This is a genomic window from Pannonibacter phragmitetus (genome assembly GCF_050510895.1).
In the GTDB taxonomy this organism is placed as follows: Bacteria; Pseudomonadota; Alphaproteobacteria; order Rhizobiales; family Stappiaceae; genus Pannonibacter; species Pannonibacter phragmitetus_B.
On the sequence record NZ_JBNINT010000001.1, the window covers coordinates 613,150 to 635,727 of the forward strand.

15 protein-coding genes and 4 pseudogenes are annotated in these 22,578 nt (G+C 63.0%); 4 read left to right on the forward strand and 15 right to left on the reverse strand.

Translation table 11 applies throughout. The annotated features are described in order from the left end of the window. Positions 1-28 precede the first annotated feature (28 nt). The 6 genes from ACQB61_RS02920 to ACQB61_RS02945 are packed head-to-tail and all read right to left on the reverse strand — an operon-like array spanning position 29 to position 5,854. On the reverse strand, positions 29-1,318 hold the full coding sequence (locus ACQB61_RS02920; protein ID WP_430514271.1) for an amidohydrolase family protein: 1,290 nt from the start codon (positions 1,316-1,318) through the stop codon (positions 29-31). Next, complete coding sequence (locus tag ACQB61_RS02925; RefSeq protein ID WP_430511420.1) at positions 1,315-2,262, reverse strand: ABC transporter permease; 948 nt, start codon at positions 2,260-2,262, stop codon at positions 1,315-1,317. Before ACQB61_RS02925 ends, ACQB61_RS02920 begins: the two co-directional genes overlap by 4 nt. Then, positions 2,259-3,308, reverse strand: a complete 1,050-nt coding sequence (locus ACQB61_RS02930) for an ABC transporter permease (RefSeq protein ID WP_430511421.1) — start codon at positions 3,306-3,308, stop codon at positions 2,259-2,261. Before ACQB61_RS02930 ends, ACQB61_RS02925 begins: the two co-directional genes overlap by 4 nt. Beyond that, positions 3,298-3,993 carry an ATP-binding cassette domain-containing protein gene (locus ACQB61_RS02935; protein WP_430511422.1) on the reverse strand — a complete coding sequence of 232 codons (696 nt, stop codon included), beginning with the start codon at positions 3,991-3,993 and terminating at the stop codon, positions 3,298-3,300. The genes ACQB61_RS02930 and ACQB61_RS02935 overlap by 11 nt, the downstream gene beginning before the upstream one ends. Continuing rightward, positions 3,990-4,838 (reverse strand): ATP-binding cassette domain-containing protein, encoded by an 849-nt coding sequence (locus ACQB61_RS02940; protein WP_430511423.1) that lies wholly within the window; start codon positions 4,836-4,838, stop codon positions 3,990-3,992. Before ACQB61_RS02940 ends, ACQB61_RS02935 begins: the two co-directional genes overlap by 4 nt. Next, on the reverse strand, positions 4,835-5,854 hold the full coding sequence (locus ACQB61_RS02945) for a BMP family protein (protein ID WP_430511424.1): 1,020 nt from the start codon (positions 5,852-5,854) through the stop codon (positions 4,835-4,837). Before ACQB61_RS02945 ends, ACQB61_RS02940 begins: the two co-directional genes overlap by 4 nt. Positions 5,855-6,134: 280 nt before the next feature. Between ACQB61_RS02945 and ACQB61_RS02950 the strand changes: the two are divergent. Then, positions 6,135-8,421: pseudogene (locus ACQB61_RS02950) on the forward strand (heavy metal translocating P-type ATPase). Between the two features lie 174 nt (positions 8,422-8,595). Continuing rightward, positions 8,596-9,126: an invasion associated locus B family protein gene (locus ACQB61_RS02955; protein WP_019965547.1), complete on the forward strand. Its 531-nt coding sequence runs from the start codon at positions 8,596-8,598 to the stop codon at positions 9,124-9,126. 70 nt (positions 9,127-9,196) lie between these two features. Here ACQB61_RS02955 and ACQB61_RS02960 read toward each other — a convergent pair whose 3' ends face one another. The 9 genes and pseudogenes from ACQB61_RS02960 to ACQB61_RS03000 form a co-directional block, all read right to left on the reverse strand. Then, positions 9,197-11,233, reverse strand: a complete 2,037-nt coding sequence (locus ACQB61_RS02960) for a TRAP transporter permease (RefSeq protein ID WP_430511425.1) — start codon at positions 11,231-11,233, stop codon at positions 9,197-9,199. 170 nt (positions 11,234-11,403) lie between these two features. Continuing rightward, a complete protein-coding gene (locus ACQB61_RS02965) occupies positions 11,404-12,408 on the reverse strand; it encodes a TAXI family TRAP transporter solute-binding subunit (RefSeq protein WP_430511426.1) in 1,005 nt (334 codons plus the stop codon). A gap of 233 nt (positions 12,409-12,641) precedes the next feature. Beyond that, positions 12,642-13,562, reverse strand: a complete 921-nt coding sequence (locus tag ACQB61_RS02970) for a homocysteine S-methyltransferase family protein (protein ID WP_430511427.1) — start codon at positions 13,560-13,562, stop codon at positions 12,642-12,644. Positions 13,563-13,604: 42 nt separating this feature from the next. Then, positions 13,605-14,293: pseudogene (locus ACQB61_RS02975) on the reverse strand (ABC transporter permease). Between the two features lie 9 nt (positions 14,294-14,302). Next, positions 14,303-15,028, reverse strand: a complete 726-nt coding sequence (locus ACQB61_RS02980) for an ABC transporter permease (protein WP_334251003.1) — start codon at positions 15,026-15,028, stop codon at positions 14,303-14,305. A gap of 153 nt (positions 15,029-15,181) precedes the next feature. Further along, positions 15,182-15,954: pseudogene (locus tag ACQB61_RS02985) on the reverse strand (transporter substrate-binding domain-containing protein). A gap of 32 nt (positions 15,955-15,986) precedes the next feature. Further along, positions 15,987-16,766 (reverse strand): ABC transporter ATP-binding protein, encoded by a 780-nt coding sequence (locus ACQB61_RS02990; RefSeq protein WP_430511428.1) that lies wholly within the window; start codon positions 16,764-16,766, stop codon positions 15,987-15,989. A gap of 233 nt (positions 16,767-16,999) precedes the next feature. Further along, a pseudogene (rhaI, locus tag ACQB61_RS02995) lies at positions 17,000-18,288 on the reverse strand (L-rhamnose catabolism isomerase). Positions 18,289-18,300: 12 nt separating this feature from the next. Beyond that, the gene (locus ACQB61_RS03000; RefSeq protein ID WP_430511429.1) at positions 18,301-20,403 is read right to left on the reverse strand and encodes a bifunctional rhamnulose-1-phosphate aldolase/short-chain dehydrogenase; all 2,103 of its coding nucleotides are present in this window, start codon (positions 20,401-20,403) and stop codon (positions 18,301-18,303) included. A 188-nt stretch (positions 20,404-20,591) separates the two neighbouring features. On the opposite strand from ACQB61_RS03000, the gene ACQB61_RS03005 reads away from it, so the two are divergent. Together ACQB61_RS03005 and rhaS are read left to right on the forward strand one after the other, a co-directional pair. Beyond that, positions 20,592-21,398, forward strand: coding sequence for a DeoR/GlpR family DNA-binding transcription regulator (locus ACQB61_RS03005; protein WP_019965538.1), 807 nt, complete (start codon positions 20,592-20,594; stop codon positions 21,396-21,398). 60 nt (positions 21,399-21,458) lie between these two features. After that, the gene (gene rhaS / locus ACQB61_RS03010) at positions 21,459-22,451 is read left to right on the forward strand and encodes a rhamnose ABC transporter substrate-binding protein (protein ID WP_430511430.1); all 993 of its coding nucleotides are present in this window, start codon (positions 21,459-21,461) and stop codon (positions 22,449-22,451) included. Positions 22,452-22,578: the final 127 nt, after the last annotated feature.

Below are 22,578 nucleotides of genomic sequence, written 5' to 3' on the forward strand. Positions count from 1 at the left end.
GCGGAGCGCGCGTTGGTCCCTTAGCCCCTCATTTTCCCTCATGCCGGCGGCGGATGGTGGCCGGGCGGCCGGGGAGGGTGAGGCGGGTGTTGTTGCGGGGGCGCTCGGCCACGATCTTGCCTTTGGAGACAACTGCCAGCCGGTCAGGCCGCAGGCGCAGGGCTTCCACCGGGTTGCCTGCATCCAGCACCACCAGCGACGCCTTGCAGCCAGGCGCAAGGCCATAGCCTTCCAGATTGAGGATCTTTGCATTGTCTTCCGTCACCATGCGGAAGCAGCGGGCCATCTCTGCCGGATGGGTCATTTGCGCCACGTGCAGGCCCATGAAGGCCACGTCCAGCATGTCGGCGGTGCCAAGCGAGTACCACGGATCGAGCACGCAATCCTGGCCCCAGCCAACGGTGATGCCGTGGGCCTGCATCTCCTTCACCCGCGTCAGGCCGCGCCGCTTGGGGTAAGTGTCGTGGCGGCCCTGCAGGGTGATGTTGATCAGCGGATTGGGAATGGCCGCCATGCCGCTTTCCGCGATCAGCGGCAGCAGCTTGGAGACGTAGTAATTATCCATGGAATGCATGGAGGTGAGGTGGCTTCCCGCCGCCCGCCCGCCAAGGCCATGGCGCGTCACTTCGGCGGCCAGCGTTTCCACGTGGCGGCTCATCGGATCGTCGGTTTCGTCGCAGTGCAGGTCCAGCATCAGGCCGCGTTCGGCGGCGATGCGGGCGAGATCCTTCACGGACGCCATCCCGTCTTCCATGGTGCGCTCGAAATGCGGGATGCCGCCGACCACATCGACGCCCATATCGAGTGCCCGCAGCACATTCTCGCGGCCCGTCTTCGTGCGGTAGAGCCCGTCCTGCGGGAAGGCAACGAGTTGCAGGTCGAGATAAGGCGAGACGATGCGCTTGACCTCCAGCATGGCTTCCACGCCGCGCAGGTGGTCCGGTGTCGTGTCCACATGGGTGCGGATGGCAAGAAGGCCCGTGGAAACGGCCCAGTCGCAATAGGTGAGGGCACGGGAGACCATGTCCTCGACGCTGGCGATTTCGCGCAGTTCGCCCCACAGCGAGATGCCCTCCAGCAGCGTGCCGGAAGCATTCACCCGGGGCAGGCCGTAGGATAGGGTTGCATCCATGTGGAAATGCGGATCAACGAAGGGCGGGGAGACGAGATCGCCCGTGGCGTCGATCACGCGGGCCGCATTGGCAAAGGCGGCGTCATCGAGATGGCCTACTTCGGCGATGCGCTCGCCCGTGATGGCGATGTCGGCGGTGGTGCCATCGGGCAGCGTGCCGCCCTTTATGATGAGGTCGAACATCAGCGTTCCCCCTTGTTGAAGGGCTGCATCAGCGCAGCAGGCACTTCGGCCCGCCGGGACATGAGGATGAGCGCCAGAATGGACAGGATGAAGGGCAGCATCAGGAACACCTGATAGGGCACGATGGCGCCAAAGCCCGTTTGTTGCAGGCGCACCTGCAGCGCATCGAAGGCGGCAAAGAGGATGGCGCCCAGCACCGCCTTGCCCGGCTTCCAGGCGCCGAAGACGACGAGGGCGATGCAGATCCAGCCGCGCCCGTTGATCATTTCGAAGAAGAAGGACGAGAAGGCCGAGAGCGTCAGGAACGAGCCGCCGACTGCCATCAGGCCCGAGCCGAAGATGACCGCGCCCATGCGCAGGGCCGTGACCGAAAGCCCCTGAGCCTCCACCGCTGCCGGGTTCTCACCCGCAGCGCGCACCGCAAGGCCGAGCGGCGTGCGGTACAGCACCAGCGCGATGACCAGCGCCGTCAGGAAGGCGGCATAGGTGAGGGCGGTCTGGCTGAACAGCGCCTCGCCCACCAGCGGCAAGCTGGAGAGGCCCGGAATGGGCAGCGGCTGGAAAGGCTCGATTTTCGGCGGGCTTGTGACTTCCGGCAGCAGCAGGCGGTAAGCGAAATAGCTGGAGGACGTGGCCAGCATGGTGACGCCAAGGCCCACCACATGCTGCGACAGGCCGAAGGGCACGGTAAGCACCGCATGGATAAGGCCGAAGGCCATGCCGGCGAGCAGCGCTGCGGCGACGCCCCACCACAGCGGTGCGCCCATGTAGACGGCCACCCAGCCGGTGAAGGCGCCGATGACCATGATGCCCTCGATGCCGAGGTTCAGAACGCCCGCCCGCTCGCAGATGAGTTCGCCCATGGTGGCAAAGATCAGCGGCGAAGCGATGCGGATGGCCGCTGCCCAGAGGCTGGCGGAGAGCAGGATGTCCAGAAGCTCGTTCATCCGCGCCTCACCCGGTAGCGTGTCAGAAGAATGGCCAGCACCATGAAGAGCAGCGCGATGGCCAGCAGCATGTCGGCAATGTAGGATGGCACGGCGGCGGCACGGCTCATGCTGTTGGCACCAACGAATATGCCCGCCACGAAGATGGCCGAGGGTACGACGGCAAGCGGGTGCAGCAGCGCCAGCATGGCAACGACGATGCCCGTGTAGCCAAAGTTGGCCGACAGATCGAGGCTGAGGTGGCCCTTGAGGCCGGAAACCTCGCTGAAGCCGGCCATGGCAGCAAGGCCGCCGGAGAGCAGCGCGGTCTTTACCAGCACCATGTTGACCGGAATGCCGGCAAAGCGTGCGGCCTTCTGGTTGAGGCCGGTGGCGCGGATCTCGTAGCCAAGCGTGGTGCGGGTCTGGATGACCCAGACGGCAACGGCTGAAATCAGCGCCAGCGCAAAGCCCCAATGCAGGCGCAGGCCTTCCATGATGCGCGGCAGGCGGGCATCCTTGGCAAGGGCGGCAGACTTCGGCCAGCCCATGCCCGCCGGATCCTTCATCGGGCCTTCCAGCAGGTAGGAGACGAAAAGCAGCATGATGAAGTTGACGAGCAGGGTCGTCACCACTTCATCCACGCCAAAGCGGGTTTTCAGCAGCACTGGCGGCAGCAGCATGACAGCGCCCGCCAGCATGGCAGCAAAGGCCATGAGCGCCAGCAGCGGCAGTTGCGGCAGGCCGGTGACATGAGCGCCAATCAGCGCCGCAACAATGGCACCTGCATAAAGCTGGGCTTCCGCACCGATGTTCCACAGCCGCGCCCGGAAGGCGACCGCAACGGCAAGGCCGGTGAAGATGAGCGGCGTTGCCCGGTTGAGGGTTTCCAGCAGGGCAAACTTGCTGCCCGCAGCGCCCTTGACGATGAGCCCCAGCGTCTGGAACGGGTCTGCCCCGGCAATGAGCGCCAGCAGCGATCCCGCCACGACGGTGAGCGCCAGCGCCAGGGCCGGAAGGCCCGCACGGCGCAAGAGGCTGGGGTTGGCGACCGGCTCAAGCCGCATGATCAAATCCTTGTCCGGTCATCCAAAGACCAAGCTGTTCCGTGGTGAGACTGCCCCGGGCAAAGCCAGGTGAAAGGCGTCCTTCATAGACCACGTGAATCACATCCGACAGCCGCTGTACCTCGTCCAGATCTTCCGAGATCAGCAGCACGGCCGCGCCTGCATCGCGCGCCGCAATCAGGCGGGAATGCACGAAGGTGATGGCTCCGATATCGAGCCCGCGCACCGGCTGGTTGGCGAGGATCACATGCGGTCCCGGCTCCAGCACACGGCCCAGAATCAGCTTTTGCATGTTGCCGCCCGACAGCAGGCGGATGCGGGTATCTGGCCCTGGGCAGCGCACATCGTAGGTGTCGATGATGTGCTGCGTGAAGTACTCCGCTGCCGCCCTGTTCATCCATCCGGCGCGGGAGAAGGGGCGCTGGTGGTAGGTTTCCAGAATGGCGTTCTCGGTCAGGCTGAAGTCGGCAATGGTGCCGGTCTTGTGCCGGTCTTCGGGAATGCGGGCTATACCGGCGCTGACGGCAGCTTCGGGCGTCCAGCGCAGCGGCACGGTACCTTCCACGTGAATGCTGCCCTGATCCGGGCTGGCTAGTCCTGCCACCAGATCGGATATGTCCGTCTGGCCGTTTCCGGAAACTCCGGCAAGCCCGGTGATCTGGCCTGCCTTCAGCTCCAGTGTCACACGTTTGAGGCCAGGTGCGCCCTCCTGATCCGGCGTTGACACATTGCGCAGGGCAAAGATGGTGCGGCCCGGCTTTGCGGTGGAGGGGCAAGCTCCGGCACATCGCCGCCAACCATCAGCGAGGCAAGCTCGCGGGCGGAGGTTGCGGAGGTCTGGCGTTCGGCAACCACCTTGCCATGGCGCAGCACGACGCAGCGGTCCGCCACGGCCGTCACCTCATGCAGCTTGTGGCTGATGAAGACGATGGAAAGGCCGATCGCTACGGCGCGCTTCAGCGTCGCAAAGAGGGCATCGGTTTCCTGCGGCGTCAGGACGGCGGTGGGCTCATCCAGAATGAGAATGCGGGCATTGCGGTAGAGCGCCTTCAGGATCTCCACGCGCTGCTTTTCACCAACGGACAGGGTGGAGACGCGGGCATCCGGATCGACCTTGAGGCCGAAGTCCTCCGAAAGGGTGCGGATGCGCTGGCGGGCAGCGCCAAGGCCGAGTGACAGGCGGAACAGCGGCGCCGTGCCCAGCACGATGTTTTCCGCAACGCTCAGGTGCTCGGCCAGCGTGAAATGCTGATGCACCATGCCAACGCCTGCCGCAAGCGCAGCACGCGGGCGGCCCGGCGGCAGCTCCTTGCCGAAGACCTCGACGGTGCCCGCATCGGCGGTGTAATGGCCGAAGAGGATGTTCATCAAGGTCGTCTTGCCAGCACCATTTTCCCCGAGCAGAGCGACGATTTCGCCCCGGTTCAGGGTCAGGCTGATGCTGTCATTGGCGGTGAGGGCCCCAAAGCGCTTGGTGATGCCGTTGAGGCGCAGGACGGGATCCTGCGCCTCCTTGTCAGAGGTGCTCACGAGGACTTGGGCTCGTCGTCATTGATGGTGACGGTGAAGCTGCCATCCTTGATCGCAGCCTCGCGAGCCTTGACCAGATCCATGGCAGCGGCAGGAACCTTGCCCTCGAAGGTGCCGAGCGGGGCGAGCGAGCAGCCGCCTTCCTTCATGAAGGAATAGACGCCGTAGTCCTCTGCCTTGAAGCTGCCTGCGGCAACGGCCTCAATGGCCTTGTTCAGCGTCGGTTCGAAGTGCCACAGGGCAGAGGCCACCACGGTTTCCGGATAGTCGGACTGGGTGTCGATGACATTGCCGATGGCCAGAACGCCACGCTCCTTGGCGGCATCCGAAACGCCGAAACGCTCCGCATAGAGAAGGTCCGCGCCGCCGTCGATCATGGCGAAGGCAGTCTCCTTGGCCTTCGGCGGATCAAACCAGGAGCCAATGAAGCTGACCTGGAAGGTAGCATCCGGGCGGGTTTCCTTGACGCCAGCCATGAAGGCATTCATCAGGCGGTTCACTTCCGGAATGGGGAAGCCGCCGACCATGCCGATCTTGCCGGACTTGGTCATGGCACCGGCAATGATGCCGGAGAGGTAGGATGCGTCCTGGATGTAGTTGTCGAAGACGGAAAGGTTGGCAAGGCTCTCTTCCGGCTTGAAGGAGGAGCCCATGAGGAACGCGGTTTCCGGATAGTCGGCCGCCACTTCACGGGCTTCCTGCTCCACGCCGAAGATTTCGCCGACGATCAGCTGTGCGCCGCCCTCGGCATATTCGCGCATCACACGCGGGTAGTCGGTGTTGCTGGTGTTTTCCGAGAATGTGTATTCGATGAGCCCCGCCTTCTTCGCCGCTTCCGCAGCGATATGAATGCGGCTCACCCACTGCTGCTCCACCGGAACCGTGTAGATTCCTGCAACCTTGAGAGGTGTCTGCGCAAATGCAATCCGGGGCAGCAATGCGCTGCCTGCAAAGGCTGCGCCTGCACCAAGAAGAAGGCCGCGGCGGCTGACGTCAAAACTGGATCTGCTCTTCATCTGGAGTTCCTTCTGTCGCTGTCCCTGCTTTTTGACCGGATGGTAAGGCGTTCAAAACTGTGCCTGCAAGATGAATATCGAGGCATGCCATTTTGAACGTCATTCAGGTGTCTCAATCCTGTCATGTTTCACGAGTCGGCTTTTGAGTCCATCACCGGCAATGCCTTTTCCGCCTCGAAAAATGGACTCCGTTCTATATAAAAAACCTCTTGAACCTCTAGCCGCTATAGGTGTTAGCCCATGGGTCATGACCTGAAATGCCCGTTCATTGGGCAAGGAGATGATCATGAGCAAGCATGAAACGGCGACAGTCCTTGAATGGACCGTGACGGGCATGGACTGCGGGTCCTGCGCAGGCAAGATCAAGGGCGCAGTAGAGCGTCTGCCGGGCGTGAGTGCCGTCGAAGTGGCGCTAATGAGCGAGCGGCTGCGCTTGCAGCTGGACGAAAGCCAGACCGGGCGGCGGTCGGTGGAGAAGGCCGTCAGTGCTCTTGGCTTTGGTATCAGCCCTCGTAGCCGGGAGGAGCAAGGCCAAACTGGCAAGGCCGGTGCCTGCTGCGGGCATGAACACCACGGCCACGGTCATGACCACGATGACGATGTCCATGGGTCTCACCACGCTCACACCCATAAAGATCCGCACAGCCACGGCCACAGTCACGACGATGAAGAGCCGCTGGCCGATGGCAGCCGCCGTGCCTGGCATCAGACGGGCAAGGGGCGGCTGGTCCTTCTGACCGGCGCACTGCTTGCGCTGGCCTGGGCTGCGCATTTCGTGCTGCCGCCACAGGTCGGTGGCTGGGTCTTCACTGTTGCCTGCATCATTGGAGTTGCGCCCGTTGCCCGGCGTGCCTTTGCCGCACTGGCGGCCGGAATGCCTTTCACAATCGAGATGCTGATGACCATCGCAGCTGCCGGTGCGCTGGCGATTGGGGCGGCGGAAGAGGCGGCGCTGGTGGTGTTCCTCTTTGCCGTTGGTGAAGTGCTGGAAGGCGTTGCCGCCAACAGGGCGCGCGAAGGCATTCGTGCGCTGGCGCGGCTGGTGCCCAAAACGGCCTTGCTGGAAACGGAAAATGGAACACAGCAGGTGGCGGCAGAAAGTCTTGTTCCGGGGCAGATCGTGCTCGTACGGCCCGGTGACCGCATTCCCGCTGACGGGGCGATCCGCTCTGGTATTTCCGGCATCGATGAAAGCCCGGTGACAGGGGAAAGTGTACCCGTGACCAAGGGGAAGGGGATGAGGTCTTTGCTGGCTCCATCAACACGGAAGCGGCTTTGCGCATCGAGGTGACGCGTGCGGCGGCAGACAACACCATCGCCCGGATTATCCGGCTTGTGGAAGAAGCTGAAACCGCCCGCGCCCCGACCGAACGTTTCATCGACCGGTTCAGCCGCTACTACATGCCCTTCATCGTGCTGCTTGCGGCGGCTGTTGCCGTTGTGCCGCCGCTTGGATTTGGGGCGGACTGGAACACATGGGTCTACCGGGCCCTGTCGCTGCTGCTGATTGGCTGCCCATGCGCGCTGGTCATTTCGGTGCCGGCCTCCATTGCCTCTTCTCTGTCGGCAGGCGCGCGCCGGGGCCTCCTCATGAAGGGGGCGCCGTGATCGAGGCCATCGCCGCCGTGAAGACGGTCACCTTCGACAAGACCGGCACGTTGACAGCTGGCCATCCGCAGGTGGTGGATGTGGTTCCCTGCGGCGGGTTTGGCATGCTGGAGGTGATCTCTGCCGCAGCCTCCGTTGAGGCCGGATCTTCCCACCCGCTGGCGAAAGCCATCCTGGCCCATGCGCAGGAAGCCGGCGCGGCTGTTCTTCGTGCGTCCGGTGCGCGGGCCATGGCCGGGCGCGGCGTCGAGGCCAGCGTGGCAGGAGAGCTGATGCAGGTCATATCCCCGCGCCATGCGAGCGAAACCGGCCTGCTGCCGGAGAACACCGCTGCGCAGGCGGCACGGCTGGAGGGCGAGGGCAAGACGGTGGTCTGCGTCATCCGGGCTGGAAAACTTGCCGGGTTGATTGCCTTGCGTGACGAGCCAAGGGAGGACGCCCGCGAGGCGATCCGTCAGTTGGAGGCGCTTGGCGTCGGTGCCGTCATGCTGACGGGGGATAATGTGCGCACTGCGGCTGCGATCGCCTCTGGCCTTGGGCTTGAGCAGCGTGCGGAGCTGATGCCGGAGGACAAGGTCCGTGAAGTGCGTGCGCTTGCTGCCTCCGGCGGGGTGATGATGGTGGGAGATGGCATCAATGATGCGCCCGCACTTGCTCAGGCTTCGGTTGGCGTCGCCATGGGCTCGGGCACGGATGTGGCGCTGGAAACGGCGCATGCTGCCGTGCTCCGTGACAGGGTGAGCGATGTGGCGGCACTGATCCGCCTTGCCCGCAAGGCCATGGGGAACATTCATCAGAACATTACCATCGCTCTGGGGCTGAAGGCGGTCTTCCTCGTCACCAGCATTCTGGGGATTACCGGCCTGTGGCTGGCGATCATGGCGGATACGGGAGCAACGGTGCTGGTGACGATCAATGCGCTCCGGCTTCTGGCCTACGATCCGGCAAAGGAGGGCTGAGCGCAGACTTTCCTGCTTCATCAACCGGAAAGCCAACCTCCGGTGATGAAGCAGGCGGCTGTCTGTTTCAAAAATGCAGGCGTAGCTTGCATGTATGGGCAAAGGCCGGTTAGTTAGGCCCATTCAAGTTGAGGGCAGCGGCTGTGCTGCTTTCCGGTCATCGGGATAAGACGAATGAACTTCAAGCTGGCTTCCACTCTCGCGGGTGCGGCACTGTTGGTTTCTGCAGGCCTGGCAATGGCTCAGACGGCAGGCAGCCTGCCTTCCGGCGCTTCCTCCATCAAGGAAACCTTCGACGACTGGACTGTGACCTGCCTTTCGGGTGAGGGCGGCAAGCGCTGTGCGGTTTCGCAGCAGCAGCAGGATCAGCAGACCCGCCAGATGGTGCTTCTGGCCGAGTTCGCTCCGGCAGCTGATGGTGCCGTCAACGGCACGCTGGTTCTGCCTTTTGGCCTTAACCTGGATGGTGGCGTCAAGCTCACCGTCGACGACCAGGAAAAGGGCACGGACGCCCGTTTCCAGACCTGCATGCCCGTTGGCTGCGTGGTGCCGCTGACCCTCAGCAAGGACACGGTTGCCGCGATCCGCAAGGGCAATGTGCTGAAGCTTGGCGTTCAGGCTGTTGCAGGCAATCCGCTGAACCTGCAGGTCTCGCTGAAGGGCTTCTCTGCCGCGCTGGACCGTTCGGCCGCGCTGCTGAAGTAAGATCTCCTCTCAATGAAAAGCCGGGCTGCGATGTTTCGCAGCCCGGCTTTTTGTGTCTTGTGCCTTGCTATCAGGATGCGGCCAGCTTCTGCCTGGCCCGGATCTGCAGCAGCACCACCGGCAGAAGCAGAACAATCCCTGCGGCCATGGTGTCGAGGCCCGGGGCGATGAACAGCAGCGAGACAATGCCCGTCCACCAGCGTTCCAGCTTGCGCATCGGCGCGATGAAGTAGCCGGAGAAGGCTACGCCAAGGCAGGCAATGCCAAGAGCCGCCCCCGTGAGCGTGATGGCAAAGGCGGACCAGGAGAAGTCTGCATTGACCAGCAGCAGTGACGGTGAATAGACGAAGACAAACGGCACAAGCGCCTTGGCAATGCCGAGGCGGAAGGCGGTGTTGCCCGTCTGGAACGGATTGGACCCGGCTATGCCCGCCGCCGCATAGGCCGCAAGCGCCACCGGCGGCGTGATGTCGGCCAGAACCCCGTAGTAGAACACGAAGAAATGGGCGACCAGCGGTTCCACCTGCTGCACGGCAAGGGCAGGGGCGGCCACGGCAACCAGAATGATGTAGGTGGCGGTGGTCGGAATGCCGGCGCCCATGATGATGCAGGCGACGGCAATCAGGATCAACGATACAAACAGCGTCCACTGGCCGGCTGTGAAGAGTGACAAGGGCCACAGAGAGCCCAGGGTGGCTCCAATGTCGCCAGCGGTCTGGACGATGACATACCCGATGCGGAAGCCGACGCCGGTCAGCGTCACCACGCCCACAACAATGCCGACGGTTGCCGCCGCTGCGCCCACTGCCAGAGTGTTGCGGGCACCTGCTGCCAGCGAATTGTAGAGATCCTTCAGAGTGAGCCGGTCGGTCGGGTTGAGCACGCCGACAACGACACAGGCGATGATGCCATAGACGGCGGCATAGTCCGGGGTGCGGCCGGACAGGATCAGATAGACCAGAATGACCAGCGGGATGATCGAAAGCCAGTGCTGCTTCAGCACGATACCGAGCTTCGGCAGTTCTTCCTTCGTGAGGCCGCGCAGGCCGAGGCGCTTGGCCTCCAGATGCACCATGATGAAAATGCCGAAATAATGCAGCAGCGCCGGGAACAGGGCTGCGGCAAGCACATCGCGCAGGGGGATCTGAAGATATTCCACCATGATGAAGGCGGCAGCGCCCAGAATGGGCGGGGTGATCTGTCCGCCGGTGGAGGCTGTGGCTTCAACGGCAGCGGCGAACCGGGCCGGATAGCCGACACGTTTCATGGCCGGGATTGTCAGGGCGCCGGTCGTTACCGTGTTGGCGATGGAAGAACCGGAAATGGTGCCCATGAAGGCGGAAGAGAAGATGGCGACCTTCGCCGGTCCGCCGGAATAACGCCCGGCAATCACCATGGCCACGTCGATGAAGAGCTGGCCAAGGCCGATCCGGGTGGCCAGCACGCCGAAGACGATGAACAGGAACACGTATTTCGCCATCACGCCGATGGCGATGCCGTAAATGCCCTGATTGGTCATGTAGAGGTGGTTGATGAGACCCAGCCAGGAGGTGCCGCCATGTTTCAGTGCTCCGGGCATCCACGGGCCGAACAGGGCAAAGCCCATGAAGATCAGTGCGATGATGGGCAGCGTCGGGCCAACGGAGCGGCGGCAGGCTTCCAGGGTCAGCACGACCAGTGCCGAGCCGAAGAAGATGTCCTGCGTGGACGGATTGCCCACGCGCATGGCCAGCGTTTCCGCCGATTGAAGCGGCAGATACATGGCCGCGGCAACGCCCAGGATCGCGAGCAAAATGTCGAGAATGGCGATGCCTTCAACCCTGTACCAGGCTTTTTGCGGCAGCTCGTCGTTCATGCTGCGGCGCCAGGCGAACATGAGGAAGACAAGCGACAGGACGAAGGACAGATGGATTGCCCGGTGCATCAGCTCCGGGATGAGGGCAAAGCCTGCCGCATAGAAATGATAGACGGACATGGCCACAAGAATGGCGGTGATCACATGTCCGATGCGCGGGCCGGTGGTACGGAAGGCCGTCTCGGGGTCGTACTTGCGCTCGATTTCGGCCAGTTGCTCGGCCGTTAGCGCGGGAGCCGGGGACGTTGTCATCTTGGATCCTGTGCTACAAACCCGCTGCGGGGCTGTCCTGGCGATATCAGGTCAAGCCTCTGCGGTGATTGAATTTTTGCAAGGCAGAGCGCGGAAGGCACCGCATTCCCTGCCACAAAAGCAAGCGGCCCGGAAACTGCTGTTCCGGGCCGTGCCGTCTCAAGGTGGACTTACTTCAGGAGGCCGGCTTCGCGGTAGAACTTCTCGGCGCCCGGATGCAGCGGGATGCCGATACCGTCAAGAGCGGTTTCCTTGGTGATGGACTTGCCCTTGGCGTGGCCGGTGTCCAGCAGCTTGCGGGTGTTGTCGTTCCAAAGGGCCTTGGTGATCTCGTAGACGAGCTCTTCGCTTTCGTCGGAGCTCGTGATCCACTGGGCGCCAACGGCAACGGTGGTGGTTGCCGGAACACCTTCATAGACGCCTTCCGGCACGTCCGAGCTGGCGAAGAACGCGTGCTTGCCGGTCAGGTTGGCTGCCGTCTCGCCGTCAATCGGCACAAGCTTGATCTTGGCGGCAGAGGCCAGTTCCACGATGGCGCCGGTCGGGTAGCCGCCGACGAAGAAGAAGGCGTCGATCTGGCCGTTGCGCAGGGCGTCACTGGCAGCATCGGGCTTGAGGGCTTCGGCCGTCACGTCTGTAACGCCGAGACCGGCGGATTCGAGGATCAGTTTGGCATCCACATAGGTGCCGGAGCCCGGCTCATCCAGCGATACGCGCTTGCCCTTGAGGTCAGCAACCGAGTTGATGCCGCTGTCAGCCAGAGCGACCAGATGGATATGCTCGGGGAAGAGGGCTGCGATGGCGCGCAGCTTTTCAGCCGGAGCCTGGCCTTCCATGGTGCCGGTGCCGGTGTAGGCCCAGTAGGCAACGTCGGACTGAGCAAAGCCAGAATTGCGCAGACCCGAGGAAATGGCGTTGAGGTTGTCAACCGAACCGCGCGAGGACACGGCCGAAGCAATCAGGCCCGGTACGCCGCAGCTGCCGCCTTCGGCGCAGGGACGCGAGCCCGGAGGATTGGAGATGGCATTGGCGATGACGCCGCCCACCGGATAGTAGGTGGCTGCCGTGCCGCCCGTGCCGATGGTAAAGAACTTGAGGTCCTGCGCAGCGGCAGGCGCCATGAGGCTGGCCGTCAGGGCCGCTGCGGTGAGGGCGCTTTTGAAATAGGCGAACATGTAGTCCCGTTCCTCTCTGCTGTTCTCAGCTTGTTTTCTTTCCGGTCCCTGTTTCCTGGCTGCTCATGCCGGCGTGCCATCGAAAAGAATCAGGGCGTGATAGCGGGCTGACGCGGAAGAGCCGGGCGGCTGCCCGGAATCGCATCATGAAAAAAACTGTATCAGGTTTGAGCAGAACTGCACCGGCAAATCTGCCGGTGCTTCTTTATCCTTCAGGAACCTGCGCGCCTGCTTCAGGCGGATTTTCCCTTGAGGCGTGCCGCAAGGCTGTGGATGTGGCTGGCGCCGATTCCGCAGCAGCCGCCGACGAGGGTGGCTCCGGCGCCCACCCAGTCACAGGCAAAGCCGGTGTAGCGGTCGCCGGTGAGATCGGCGCGGGTGCCGTGCAGGGCCTCGTTCGCCGCGCCGTCATCGGTGTTGCTTTCAAAGGCGTTGGCATAGACACCGAGATCCAGCTTCGCGCCCTTTGCGGCGAAGACGGCTGTGGCTGTCTTGATGGCGCTGGCCATGATTTCCGGCTTGGCGCAATTGAACAGCAGCGCTGCCGCGCCGGAGCCCGCGGCCCATTCGGCAGCCTGTGTTACTGTCTCGCCGCCGCGCAGCTTCGGATTGGCGATGGCTGCTTCCGTGTCTGCATCTTCCAGCGTGAAAGAAACCCAGAACGGGCGGTTGGTGCCTGCGGTTGCGATGCGCACGGCCTCTCCCTCGGCGATGAGGCTCAGCGTTTCACCAAGCCAGACATCTGCATAGGGCTCTAGTTCCCCGACGAGAACGGAGAGGTAGTCCTGCACGCGGGCGGGGTCGAAATTCTGCGGCTCGTAGGAGCCGAAGATGGGCGGCAGGCCGCCTGCAACCAGCACGCTGCGTGAGGTCTCCGCATCCGCCGCCTCCCGTGCAAGGCGGCCGGAGAGGGCAATCAGAGCCCTGCCTTCCTTGGCAAAACGTTCTTCGCCGATGTGGTAGGGCACCAGCGCGTAGCTGTTGGTGGTGATGACATCGGCCCCGGCGGCGATAAATTCCTCATGCACCTGCCGCACGATATCGGGCGTGTCGATGAGGGCAAGGGCCGACCATTCCGGCTGCTTCAGCTCGGCGCCGAGCCGCACCAGTTCACGGCTCATGCCGCCATCGAGAATGCGGATGTTGATGGCCATGGAATGCTCCTTCGCGGGTTCGGGGGCAACAGGGCTGCGCCGTCAGCGGCGCACCGGCACCTGTGCCTCCACATGCTTGAAAATGCGGGTGAGGATGATGGTCAGGCCTACATAGAAGAGCGTGACCACGATCAGCGGTTCATAGACAAGCAGCGTATCCTGCCGCACCTTGTAGGCAACCGCGTAAAGATCCATCACCGTGACGGTGAAGGCGAGCGGCGTTGACTTCAGTTGCAGCACGATTTCGCCGGTGATGCTGGGCAGGGCGGTGCGGATGGCACGCGGCAGCCAGATGCGCCGCAGCAGCAGGAAGGGCGTCATTCCGAAGGCGCGTCCGGCTTCCAGCTCTCCCTTGGGCACGCTCAGCAGCGCACCGCGCAGGATCTCTGCCTGATAAGCGGCGTGGTTGAGCGTGAAGCTGACAGCAGCGAAGAAGAAGCCTTCACGCAGGATGGGCCAGAGGAAGCTGCCGCGCAGGCCCGGCACCATCGGCAGCAGCGAGCCGACGCCATAATAAAGCAGCCAGAGCTGGATCAGCAGTGGTGTGCCCCGGAAGAAGCCGCAATAGCCGCGGGCCAGCAGCTTCAGCCAGCGCGGCCCGGACACCTGCGCGAGCGCAAGCCCGATGGCGAGGACGAAGCCGATGCTGACGGAAATGCCGAGCAGGGCAACCGTTTGCCAGGCACCGGACAGAAGCAGGGGGCGTATTTGCCAAGCCAGGAGAAATCCATCTGCCTCTCCTATGCCTGACCGGGTGCCGGCTGGCCCCGGCGTGCGCGCCGCTCCAGCAGGTTGAACACACGAGTGGAGACGAGGCTGATGATCAGATATAGCACTGCCGCCGCCGCAAAAAACAGGAAATACTGCTTGGTGTTGCCCGCCGCGATGCGTGTGGCCAGCGCCAGCTCCTGATAGCCGACAACGGCAATGAGCGCGCTGTCCTTGGTGACGGACATCCACAGATTGGCTAGGCCCGGCATGGCATTGGGGATCATCGCCGGCAGGATGATGCGGCGGAAGCGCAGGGAAGGCCGCATGCCGAAGGCCGCTGCCGCCTCGATCTGGCCGGTGGGCACCGCCTGAATGGCGCCGCGGAATACCTCCGTCATGTAGGCTCCCTGAACGATGCCAAGCACGGCCACGGCTGCTACAAAGCCGTTCACCTCGACTGTGGGCAGGCCTATGGCGGTGAGCAGCCGGTTCAGGCCATCGGTGCCTGCATAATAGAGGCCGATGATCAGGATGAGTTCTGGAATGGCGCGGATGGCGGTGGTGTAGCCATCAAGCAAGGCAGATGTCGCGCGGCCGCCCTTGAGCTTGCCCCATGCCCCCAAGAGACCCAGCACCATGCCGGTGAGGTAGGCGCCAAGGGAGATGGCGATCGTCGACGCAGCCCCGGCCAGCAGCACACCGCCCCAGCCGGGAGGCGAGGGCGCCAGAAGCTCAAGATAGGTCAGGTTCGCCATGCTGCCTCTGGGACGATCCAATAAACTCTCTGGCCTGCGGCCTTTGCCCCAAGCGGGGAGAGCGGTGCTGCGGCTTGTTTGCACATACCCAGCTACTCAGAAAAGGCCGGAAGAGGCGCTTACGCCAATCCCGGCAACTTCATTTCCTGCAGATCACTCGCCGTAAGGATCGAACGAGAAGTACTTGTCCGAGATTTCCTTGTACTTGCCGCTGGCGCGTACGGCGGCGATGGCGGCGTTCAGCTTGGCCTGAAGCTCTGTATCTTCCTGACGCAGGCCGCCGCCAATGCCAGAGCCGAGGATGGCCGGGTCATCGGCCACGTTGCCCTTGTCCTCGCAGCAGTCCGCGCCATAGCTGGACTTCAGGAATGCATCCAGCGGCATGGCATCGCCGAACACGTAGTCGATGCGCCCGGCGGAAAGATCCTGGAAAGCCTCGTCGAGGGTGGCGTAGGTTTTTCTTCGGCCTTGTCCTTGAAGTACTTGGCGTAATAATCGGACTGGACGGTCGATACCTGAATGCCGATGATCTTGCCTGCTACGTCATCCGCCGTGGTGCCGGTGCTGCCGTCCTTGGCGCCGATCAGCTTGCTCGGCGTGTTGTAGTACTTGTCCGTGAAGGCAATGGTCTTCTTGCGGTCCTCGGTGATGGACATGGAGGACCAGATCACGTCGATCTTCTTGGCCTCAAGACCGGGGATCAGGCCGTCCCATGCGATATCGACGATGGAGCACTGCTCCTTCATCTCGGCGCAGACAGCATCCATCAGGTCGATTTCCCAGCCCACCCACTTGCCGGAGGCATCCTTGGTGAAGAACGGCGGATAGGGCTCGTTCATCACGCCGAAGCGCAGCTCGGCGGAGGCGGAGACGGAGGTTGCCGCAAGCGCGGCGCCGGTGAGGAGAATGGACAGAAGCTTCTTCATGGTGTTTCCCCGGTCATGCTGGTGATTGTTGTTCAGTGTCTTAGCGAGGCGGTAAAGTCGCGGCAGCGGGCGCTTTCCGGTGCGCCGAACACCTTCTCCGGCGTGCCTTCCTCTTCCACGCGTCCTTGATGCAGGAACATGACGTGGCTGGAGACATCGCGGGCAAAGCTCATCTCGTGGGTGACGAGCACCATGGTACGCCCTTCGGCGGCCAGATCGCGGATGACCTTCAGCACCTCGCCAACAAGTTCCGGATCAAGCGCGGAGGTCGGCTCGTCGAAGAGCATCACCGAAGGTTCCATGCACAGGGCGCGGGCAATGGCGGCGCGCTGCTGCTGGCCGCCCGAAAGAAACGCCGGATAGGCATCGCGCTTGTCATGAAGGCCGACCTTGGCCAGCAGCGCTTCTGCCCGCTCCGTCGCCTCGCGCCGGTTCTGGCCCAGCACATGGACAGGGGCTTCGATGACGTTTTCCAGCACGGTCATATGCGCCCAAAGATTGAAGCTCTGAAACACCATGGAAAGCCCGGTGCGCAGGCGCTCGATCTGGCGCCAGTTGGCCGGATTCAGGCGTCCGTGCCGGTCCGGCTTCAGCGCCACTTCCTCGCCATTGACGACGAAGCGGCCCCGGTCAGGTTGTTCCAGAAAGTTGAGGCAGCGCAGGAAGGTGCTCTTGCCCGCTCCCGATGAGCCAATGAGCGAGATCACGTCGCCCTTGCGGGCGGTCATCGAAATGCCTTTCAGCACTTCGTTGGGGCCGTAGCTCTTGTGGACGTCCTCCACCTCAAGGGCAAAGGCGGGCTCATGCGTCATGGGCAGCCGTTCCGCGTTGTTTCAACCGCCTGTTAGCCCGGTTTTGCGAGCTTGCCAATTGGCATCAGGATGTTTGGGAAAGATATTTCCTTTGGAAGGCGGGAGGCAGAGCTGCTGTTTTGCTGAGGCTTGACGCAGAGGGAGAGACACGCAGCGTCAAGAACGGTTCACCCCGGATCATGCAAGCATGTCCGGGGTGAGGGAGAGGCATCAGGTCAGTCCGTTGCCCGCTCTCACACAATGCCCCCGCCAGCGCCGGAAACCGCTGGGCGGACCTCTGCGGCGCGGGCGCGGTAGCCGGAGGCGCGGTAGGTGGAGACGGGGTCGATGGCGCCGCCGGACTCCAGACGCGCCATGGCGAGGATTGGTTCCACATCGGTGCGGAAGGCGGTCTTCAGCGTGGTGGTGGCCATCAGCGCGTCGTTGCTGTCCTGGAAACCATCGAGCGCCTTGCGGTCCACCAGCAGGGCCTGCGCATAGGCGCGCTGCACCTCCATGGCGCTGACCATCAGGCTTTCGATCGGATCGGTGACATTGTGCGACTGATCGAGCATGTGCGAGGGTCAAAGCCCGGCGCCTTGCGGGTTTCAGCGTCCACCAGCTCGTTGAAGACGAGGAACAGCCGGTAGGGATCAATCGATCCTGTGTCGAGATCGTCATCGCCATATTTGCTGTCATTGAAATGGAAGCCGCCCAGCTTGCCGAACTGGATGAGGCGGGCGACGATCATTTCGATGTTCACGTTGGGCGCATGGTGGCCGAGGTCCACCAGACAGAAGGCCTTGGGGCCGAGCTCCTGTGCGATGAGATAGTTTGTGCCCCAGTCCTGCACCACGGTGGAGTAGAAGGCGGGCTCATACATCTTGTGCTCGGTGAAGAGCCGCCAGTCCTCCGGCAGGGCAGCGTAGATCTGGCGGGCTGCATCCAGATAGCGCTCGAACTGGCGGGTAAAATGCGCCTGTCCGGGGAAGTTGGAGCCGTCGCCGATCCACACAGTAAGGGCCTTCGAGCCGATGGCGCGGCCAAGCTCGATACATTCGATGTTGTGCTCCACCGCCTGCGCACGGGTGGCAGCATCCGTGTGGGAGAGGGAGCCGAACTTGTAGGAATGGGCCTGTCCGGCCTGATCCTGGAAGGTGTTGGAGTTCATGGCGTCAAAGCCGAGGCCGAGGCTGTCCGCCTTGGCCTTCAGGTCTGCCGGATCGGCCTTGTCCCAGGGAATATGCAGGGAGACGGAGGGCGTTGCCCGAGTCAGCTGCTGGATGACGCCGCAGTCTTCCAGCTTGTCGAAGATGTGGCGCGGCTCGCCTGCGCCGGGGAAACGGGCAAAGCGGGTGCCGCCAGTGCCGACGCCCCAGGACGGCACGGCAACGCCATAGGCGGCAACCTTCGCCTTCACCGCGTTGATGTCGATGCCCCGGCGGGCGAGCCGCTCGCCAAGGCTGTCATAGTCGCGCGCGAGGTCCGCTTTGCGGGCGGCATTGTCCTTCTCAAGGACATCAGAACCGATCATCAGGGTCATGGATGGCCTCCGTCAGCGGGTGAAGGACTGGACGTTGCCTGCGTCCACGTTGATGATGTTGCCGGTGGACTTGGCCGAGGCTTCGCTTGCGAAGAAATAGGTGGCCTCTGCAATATCCTCGGGCAGCACGGAGCGCTTCAGCAGCGAGCGCTGGCGGTAATGCTCTTCCAGATCCGCCGTATCCTTGCCATAGGCCTGTGCCCGTTCCTTCAGCCAGTCGCCCGACCAGATCTTGGAGCCGCGCAGCACTGCATCCGGGTTGACCACGTTGACGCGGATGCCATCCGGTGCGCCTTCCAGCGCAAGGCAGCGGGCGAGGTGGATTTCCGAGGCCTTGGCCGTGCAATAGGCGCTGGCGCCGGGGGAGGCGGCAAGGCCGTTCTTGGAGGCGATGAAGATGATCGAGCCGCCAATCCCTTGCGTCTTCATCACCTTGAAGGCGCTGCGGGAAACAAGGAAATAGCCGGTCGAAAGGATCGACATGTTCCTGTTCCACAGCTCGAGGCTGGTTTCCTCGATGGGGGCCGAGGAGGCGATACCGGCGTTCGACACCAGAATGTCGATGCCGCCGAATTCGGTGCAGGCTTCCGCATAGGCCTGCTCCACGGCGTCCTCGCTGGTCACATCCATGACAACAGTGCGCACCACGTCGCGTGAGTGGCGGGCTGCCAGGCGCTCTGCCGTCTGGGCGAGGGAACTGGCGTCGATATCAGCCAGAACCACGCAGGCGCCTTCGCTCATGAGCCGCTCCGCCGTTGCCGAGCCGATACCGCCAGCCCCGCCGGTGACGAAGGCGACACGGCCAGCAAGGCTTTTCGGCTTGGGCATGCGCTGGAGCTTGGCTTCCTCAAGCAGCCAGTATTCGATGTCGAAGGCTTCCTGCTCCGGCAGGCCGCAGTAGGTGGAAACGCCGGACGCACCACGCATCACGTTGATGGCGTTCACATAGAACTCGCCCGAGATGCGGGCCGTGGCCTTGTCCTTGGCAAAGGTGATCATGCCAACGCCCGGCACCAGATAGACAACGGCATTGGGATCACGCAGGGCCGGGCTGTCCGCATGCTTGCAGCGCTCGTAATAGGCCGTGTAGTCCTGCCGGTAGGCCGCAACCGCATCGGGCAGACCCTTGAGCACCGCGTCCACATCCGGATTTGCCGGATCAAGCTTCACCACCAGCGGGCGGATCTTGGTGCGCAGGAAGTGATCCGGGCAGCTCGTGCCCAGCGCTGCGAGGGCTTCCATGTCCTTCGCGCAGACGAATTCCAGCACCGCATCGCTGTCGTCAAAGTGCCCGGCCATGTGCTGCTGGCCGCTGACCATGCCGCGAATGGCTGGCATCAGGCGGGCGGCAATGGCGCGGCGCTGATCACGCGGCAGGATGGCGTGTTTCTGCCCGCCGAAAGCGGCCTTGCCAGCCAGCTTGCCCTCGAACCAGGCCATCGCCTTGTTGATGATCTCGATGGTCGTCTCGTAGCAGGTGCGTGCATCATCGGCCCAGGTAAAGAGGCCGTGGCTTTCCAGCACGACGCCGCGTGCTTCCGGGTTTTCGAGGCAGAACTTTTCCAGCCACAGGCCCAACTCATAGCCGGGGCGCTTCCACGGCAGCCAGCCGATGTCCTTGCCGAAGATCTCTTCCGTCAGCGCTTTGCTGTCCTTCGAGGCGGCAATGGCGATGATGGCGTCCGGGTGCATGTGGTCCACGTGCTTCTTCGGCACATAGGCATGCAGCGGCGTGTCGATGGAGGCAGCACGCGGGTTGAGGTTGAAGGTGCAGTGGGGCAGCAGGCCCACCATCTCGTCCTCGAAGGCGACGCCCCGGTAAATGCCCTTCAGCGCCCGCAGCTTGTCCATGTAGAGCGTGGCGAAACCGTCGAGCTTGATGGTGCCCACATCGCCGCCGGAACCCTTGACCCACAGCACTTCCGCGATTTCGCCGGTCAGCGGATCCTTTTCCATGACCTTGGCGGAGGTGTTGCCGCCACCGTAGTTGGTGATGCGCTTGTCGGACCCGAGCAGGTTCGAGCGGTAGAGAAGGCGGCCGGATTCGGTCATGGCCGAAGCCTTGGCCTCATCCCACAGGTTTGCGAGCCGGGAACCGGCGGCGGAATCAGTCATGTAGTCCTCCCGAAAGTGAGCCGGAGCCAGGCCAGCTTTTGACCGGAGACTTGCCGTGATATGTCTTGTTGTCAATCAGTTTCAATCACGATCGATCAAAAATGACGTTGCATTGCAGCAATATGACGAATTGTGATTGACACTGCTCGAATTTGATGGAAGCCTGAGCGGGACATCGGGAGGAATGCATGCACGAGAAAGAGCGCCACAGGATCATCTTGTCCGCCGTTCAGGACCGTCCGGTCGTGACCGTTGCGGAACTGGTGGCGCTGACGGATTCCTCGGAAGCGACCATCCGCCGGGATATCGCGGCGCTGCATGTGCAGAAGAAGCTGCGCCGGGTCCGTGGCGGGGCGGAATCGATCACGCCGCCGCAGTTCGTCGGGCTGGCGGGCCGGCCCTTCAGCGTCAACGAGGCGATCAACGCGCAGCAGAAGCGGGCGATTGCCCGTGCGGCGGTGGAGCTTTGCACGGATGGTGATGCAATCATCATCAATGGCGGCACGACCACTTTCCAGATGGTGCATCCGCTGGCGAGCAAGCGCATGCAGATCTTCACCAATTCGTTCCCGATTGCCGAGCACCTGCTCAAGCATTCGAAGAACACGATCATCCTGTCCGGCGGGGTGATCTACCGGGAGCAGAACATCATCCTGAGCCCCTTCGACAATGACGTGACGCGCAATTTTTATGCGCGGCGCATGTTCATGGGGGCGCAAGGGCTGGGGCCGCTGGGGTTGATGGAGGCGGATCCGCTTCTCATCCAGGCGGAGCAGAAGCTGATCGGGCAGGCGGATGAACTGGTGGTGCTGGCGGACTCGTCCAAATTCCGCAGCCGCTCCAGCCTCATCCTGTGCCCGCTGGACCGCATCACCACGGTGATCACCGACGAGGGTATTCCCGACAGCGCCGCCCAGATGCTGGAGCAGGCAGGAGTGCAGGTGATTGCAGCGCCCGTCGAGGCAGCGCAGGCAAGCGCCGCCGGCGGGGGCTGACGGAACGAAGATTTCTGACCGGCGGGAGGAACGGCCGGTGGAATGACTGGGAGGAAGACAATGACATTCATGAAGACGCTTCTAGCGGCGACAGCTGTTGCCGCGCTCGCATTCTCCGCGCCCGCCCATGCCGAGACCAAGCGCATTGCGCTGGTGGTGAAGGCGCTGGGCATCGGCTTCTTTGAGGCTGCCAACAAGGGCGCGCAGGAAGCTGCCAAGGAGCTGGGCGATGTCGAGATCATCTACACCGGCCCCACCGATACGACGGCGGAAGGCCAGATCGAGGTGATCAATGCGCTGATCGCCCAGAAGGTGGATGCGATTGCCATCTCCGCCAATGATCAGGACGCGCTTGTTCCGGCCCTGAAAAAGGCGATGGACCGCGGCATCACCGTGATTTCGTGGGACTCGGGCGTGGCGCCGGAAGGCCGCCAGCTGCATCTCAATCCCTCGTCCAATCCGCTGATCGGCAACATGATCATCAAGCTGGCGGCAGATCATCTGCCGGAGGGTGGTGATGTGGCGGTGTTGTCGGCTTCTGCCACGGCGACGAACCAGAACATCTGGATCGAGGAGATGAACAAGGTCAAGGGCAACTACAAGGGCATCAATGTGGTGGCCACCGTCTATGGCGATGACCTTGCCGACAAGTCCTATCGTGAGGCACAGGGCCTGATGCAGACCTATCCGAACCTGAAGGCGATCATTGCCCCGACCTCCGTCGGCATTGTTGCGGCGGCACAGGCAGTCACCGATGCGGGCAAGGTTGGCCAGGTCAATGTGACAGGCCTTGGCCTGCCGTCAGAGATGGCCGGGCACATCAAGTCGGGTGCGTCCAAGTCCTTCGCCATCTGGAACCCGATCGATCTTGGCTATGCCGCCACGGTGCTGTCCTACAACCTTGCCACGGGCAAGGCCGAAGCCAAGCCCGGCGCGGAAATTCCGATGGGCCGCATGGGTACGCTGAAGCTGGATGACAGCAACACGGGCGCAATGGCAGATCCGTTTGTCTATGACAGCTCCAACATCGATGCCTTCAAGGACATTTTCTGAGACCTCCCAGGCCTCAACATGTGCCCGGCCCGTGACACGCTGTGTGATTGGCCGGGCACCGTCCGCGACCCTGATGAAACATCACACATGACGCCGGGATTGCACGTCCCGGCATAACCGGGGCATT